Consider the following 4,940-nt stretch of genomic DNA (forward strand, 5'->3'; position numbering starts at 1 on the left):
CTTCACCCCCACCCTCCGCAAAAACCACCCCGAACCCCACACCCTCCTCACCGCCATCGCCCACATCCACACCCACACCACCACCACACCCCACTGGCACCACATCCACACCAACAGCCGGCACAACGGCGACATCGAGCTGCCGACCTACCCGTTCCAGCACCGCCCCTACTGGTTGAAGTCCACCCCCGCCGTCGCGAACGCGGACGGGCTGGGACAGGCTCTCGTGGATCACGCCCTGCTCGGTGCCGCAGTCGATCTGTCCGACCAGGGTGGAGTGGTCCTGACCGGGCGGCTCTCCGCGTCGGCCCATCCCTGGCTGGCCGATCACGCTGTCGGCGGACGCGTCCTGTTCCCCGGCACCGGGTTCGTCGAGCTGGCCGTACGGGCGGGAGACGAGGTCGGCTGCTCGGCGGTGGAGGAGCTGACGATCGAGGCGCCCCTGACGGTCGAGGTGGGCGAGCCGGTGGTCATCCAGGTCACGGTGGGTGCTCAGGGCGAGGACGGACGGCGTGCGCTCAGCGTGCACTCCCGTACCGAGTCACGGCCTTGGACGCGCCATGCCGCTGGAACCCTGGCGGCCGGAGACGAAGGGGCGGCCTTCGAGCTGAAGCAGTGGCCGCCGGTCGGCGCCCAGCCGGTGGAGGTGTCCGAGTACTACGAGGCCCTGGCCGCCCAGGGATACGAGTACGGACCGTCGTTCCGAGGCATGAAGCGCGCCTGGATGGCGGACGGTGAGGTGTTCGCCGAGGTGGAGCTGGGCGAGCGGGAGGCGTCCGAGGCAGGCCGATACGGCATTCACCCCGTCCTGCTCGACGCGGCGCTGCACGCCATCGGCGTGGCGGACGGTCTCGCCGACGGCGGCACCGGCGACAAGAGGCCGGTCAGCCTGCCGTTCGCGTGGACCGACGTGCGCCTGCACGCCTCCGCCGCCAGTCATCTGCGGGTGCGGCTGAGGTTCGGCGACGGCAGGGAGGTGGCCGTGGACGCGGCCGACGCCGCGGGCCGGCCGGTGGTGGCCGTTGGCTCCCTGGTCCTGCGCGAGGTCGCGGAGCAGCAGCCCGCCCCGGCCGCGTCCGCGTCGTCGCTGCTGCGGCTCGACTGGACGCCGCTGCAGGCCGAGGCGCCGGGCCCGGTGCAGCGGGTGGCGGTGGTCGGCGAGCGGAGCACGGACCTTGATGCCGCGTTGGCATCGGTGGTCGAGCACGTGTCGTACCACGCCGATGTGGACGCGGTGGTCGGAGCGGGCGAGAACGTCCCCGAAGCCGTGATCATGCGGATCGAGGCGGCCCGCGCGATCGGGGACGAGCGGTCGATGCCTGAGGAGCTGCGTTCGAGCCTGAGCGGGCTGACCGATCTCTTGGGACGTTGGCTGGGTGAGGAGCGGCTGGCCGGGGCGCGGTTGGTGCTGGTCACGCGGGGTGCGGTGGCGGCTCTGGGGACCGATGGTGCTCCGGATCTGGCGGGTGCGGCGGTGTGTGGGCTGGTGCGGTCGGCGCAGGCCGAGCATCCGGGCCGGATTCTCCTGGTGGACGTGGACGAGACGCCGCAGTCATCCCAGACGCTGGCCGCCGTGCTCGGCATCGACGACGAGCCGCAACTGGCGGTACGTGAGGGCACCGTGCTGATGCCCCGCCTGGCCAAGGCAGCCGCCTCCACCGACCTGCGCTTGCCCGAGCAAGCCTCCGCCGGCCTGCGCACCCCGGGTGACGCGGGCGCGTGGCGCCTGGACAGCCCCGCCAAGGGCTCTCTGGACGCCCTGGCTCTGCTTCCCGCCCCGGAGGCGGATCGGGAACTGAGTGCAGGCCAGGTGCGGGTATCGGTGCGCGCGGCCGGGCTGAACTTCCGCGACGTGCTCAATGCTCTGGGCATGTATCCGGGGGAAGCCGGGGCGATGGGCGTCGAGTTCGCTGGAGTGGTGACCGAGTTGGGCTCGGGTGTGGAGGGGTTGCGGGTCGGGGATCGGGTGCTGGGTTTGGGGGAGGGGACGTTCGGTCCTCGGGTGGTGGTTGATCGGCGGATGGTGGTGGTGATGCCGGACGGTTGGGATTTTGCTGGTGCTGCGTCGGTTCCTGGGGTGTTCGCTACGGCGTGGTATGGGTTGGTGGATTTGGCTGGGTTGCGTTCGGGTGAGCGGGTGCTGATCCATGCGGGTGCGGGTGGGGTGGGCATGGCCGCCATTCAGATCGCCCGGCATCTCGGTGCTGAGGTGTTCGCCACGGCTTCTCCGGCCAAGCAGCATCTGTTACGCGGCCTGGGTATCGCGGAGGATCACATCGCCTCTTCCCGCACCCTCGACTTCGCCCGCACTTTCGCCGGGCACGGTATGGATGTGGTGCTCAACTCCCTGGCCGGGGAGTTCACCGACGCCTCCCTCGACCTCCTCACCGACGGTGGCCGGTTCATCGAGATGGGCAAGACCGATCTGCGTGACCCCGAACAGCTCGCCACCACCCACCCGGGAGTGGTCTACCGCGACTTCGATCTGATGGACGCGGGACCTGACCGGATCGGCGAGATGCTCCGGCGGCTGGTGGAACTCCTCGAAGCGGGGGCGTTGCGGCGGTTGCCGGTGCGGTGCTGGGATGTGCGTCAGGCCGGGCACGCGTTCCGGTTCATGGCCCAGGCGCGGCATACCGGCAAGATCGTGCTGACCATCCCGCACACCCCGGATCCGGACGGCACGGTATTGATCACCGGCGGCACCGGCGGCTTGGGTGCGGTCCTGGCTCGTCATCTGGCCGCGACCGGTCAGGCTCGCCATCTGCTGCTGGCCTCCCGCCGAGGGGACCAGGCGCCAGGCGCCGAGCAGCTCCGGGCCGACCTGCAAGCTGCGGGTGTGCGGGTTGAGTTCGCCGCTTGTGATCTCTCCCGGCCGGAGCAGGTCCGGGGGTTGCTGGCGGGTGTCTCTGTCGAGCGTCCGCTGACCGCGGTGTTCCACACTGCCGGGGTGCTGGACGATGGAGTGCTGGCTTCGCTGGACCCGGCCAAGATCGACCGGGTGCTCGCCCCCAAGGCCGATGCCGCCTGGCACCTCCATCAGGCCACCCGCCACCTCGACCTGGCCGCGTTCGTCCTCTACTCCTCCTCCGCCGGAACACTCGACAGCGCCGGACAGGGCAACTACTCCGCCGCCAACGCGTTCCTGGACGCCCTGGCCACCCACCGCCGCCATCACGGCCTGCCCGCACAATCCCTGGCCTGGGGTGCGTGGGCGCCCGAGACGGGTGGAATGACCGGCCAGATGGCCGAGGGTGATCTGAAGAGAGTGGAAAGATCGGGCTTCACCGCGATGGGCGCCCGCCAGGGCATGGAACTGCTGGACGCCGCCCTGGCCGACCCCGGGCCGTTCCTGCTGCCGCTGCCCGTCAACGCCCGGGCACTGGCGGCCCACAACGGCGGCGTGCCCGCCGTCCTTCGCGGACTGGTTTCCGTTCCCACCGCACGGCGTGCCGCGCAGGGCACGCAGCCTTCGGAGACGGACGCGCCCGCGCTCGTACAGCGGCTGGAGGGCCTCTCACCGGACGAGCAGGAGCAACTGCTGCTGTCACTCGTACGGACGGAGGCCGCCGAGGTCCTGGGACACGCCTCCGCCGGTCAGGTGGATCAGGACCGGAGCTTCAGCGAGATCGGATTCGACTCGCTGACCTCGGTGGAACTGCGCAACCGGCTGAGCCGCGCCACCGGCCTGCGGCTACCGGCGACGCTGGTCTTCGACTACCCGACCGCAGTCGCCGTCGCCGCCTACCTGGCGAGCCAGGTACTGCCGGAGAAGGAGCCCATCGAATCGCAGGTCCTGCGCAACCTCGACGAGCTGAGCCGGTTGCTGGCCGATGTTCCCACCGGGGATGAGTCCAGGTCCGCCATCACGACGCGGCTGCGGAAGCTGATGAACGAGTGGCGTGAAGACCGTGCCGGGGCCGGTGAGGTGAGCAACGTACGGACGGCGGACGCGGACGAACTGTTCAAACTGATCGACAAGGGGCTGTGAGGTCCCGGCCAGTCAGGTGATCGACGACGCAGGCGCGAATTTCCTCAGAAGGGTGAGAGCGGCATGGCCAACGAAGACAAGCTCCTCGACTACCTGCGACGGGTGACCGAAGATCTCCAGCAGGCCAACCGGCGGCTGCATGAGGTCGAGGCGAAGGAGCGCGAGCCGATCGCGATCGTGGGCATGGCCTGCCGTTATCCGGGCGGGGTGGAGTCGCCGGAGGACCTGTGGAACCTGGTGGCGGAGGGCGGGGACGGCATCGTTCCGTTCCCGGACGACCGTGGCTGGGACCTCGATGCCCTGTACTCCCCCGACCCGGGCGCCAGCGGGACGACCTACGCACGCAAAGGCGGGTTCCTGCACGACGCCGGGGAGTTCGACTCGGCCTTCTTCGGGATCAGCCCGCGCGAGGCCCTGGCGATGGATCCGCAGCAGCGGGTGGTCCTTGAGGCCGCGTGGGAGGTTCTGGAGCGGACGGGGATGCGCCCGGCCTCGCTGCGGGGTACGCGCACCGGGGTCTTCATCGGTGCCTTCGCCAACGACTACGAGGTGGGGATGGGGCCGCTGCCTCCGGAGGTCGAAGGCTACCTGGGCACGGGCAACTCCAGCTCCGTCATTTCGGGGCGCATCGCGTACACGCTGGGTCTCGAAGGGCTGGCGGTGACGGTGGACACGGCCTGTTCCTCGTCGCTGGTGGCCATCCACCTGGCGTGCGAGTCGCTGCGCCGGGGCGAGAGCACGCTGGCGTTCGCGGGCGGCGTGACGATCATGGCCACGCCCGAACTGCTGGTGGACTTCAGCCACCAGCAGGGCCTGGCGCGGGACGACCGGTGCAAGGCGTTCTCCGACGACGCGGACGGCACCGTCCTGTCCGAGGGGGTGGGGCTGCTGTTGTTGGAGCGGTTGTCGGATGCGGTGGCTGGTGGGCGTCGGGTGTTGGGGGTGATTC

2 protein-coding genes are annotated in these 4,940 nt (G+C 70.2%); both read left to right on the forward strand.

Going from position 1 to position 4,940, the window contains the following annotated elements; genetic code table 11:
- Positions 1–3,991 (forward strand): SDR family NAD(P)-dependent oxidoreductase (locus ABD844_RS26105; RefSeq protein WP_344883222.1); only part of this gene is annotated, 3,991 nt, incomplete at its 5' end.
- Positions 3,992–4,054: 63 nt separating this feature from the next.
- A partial coding sequence (locus tag ABD844_RS26110) for a beta-ketoacyl synthase N-terminal-like domain-containing protein (protein WP_344883225.1) occupies positions 4,055–4,940 on the forward strand: 886 nt, incomplete at its 3' end.

The sequence above is a fragment of the Nonomuraea antimicrobica genome, assembly GCF_039536965.1.
Classification (GTDB): domain Bacteria; phylum Actinomycetota; class Actinomycetes; order Streptosporangiales; family Streptosporangiaceae; genus Nonomuraea; species Nonomuraea antimicrobica.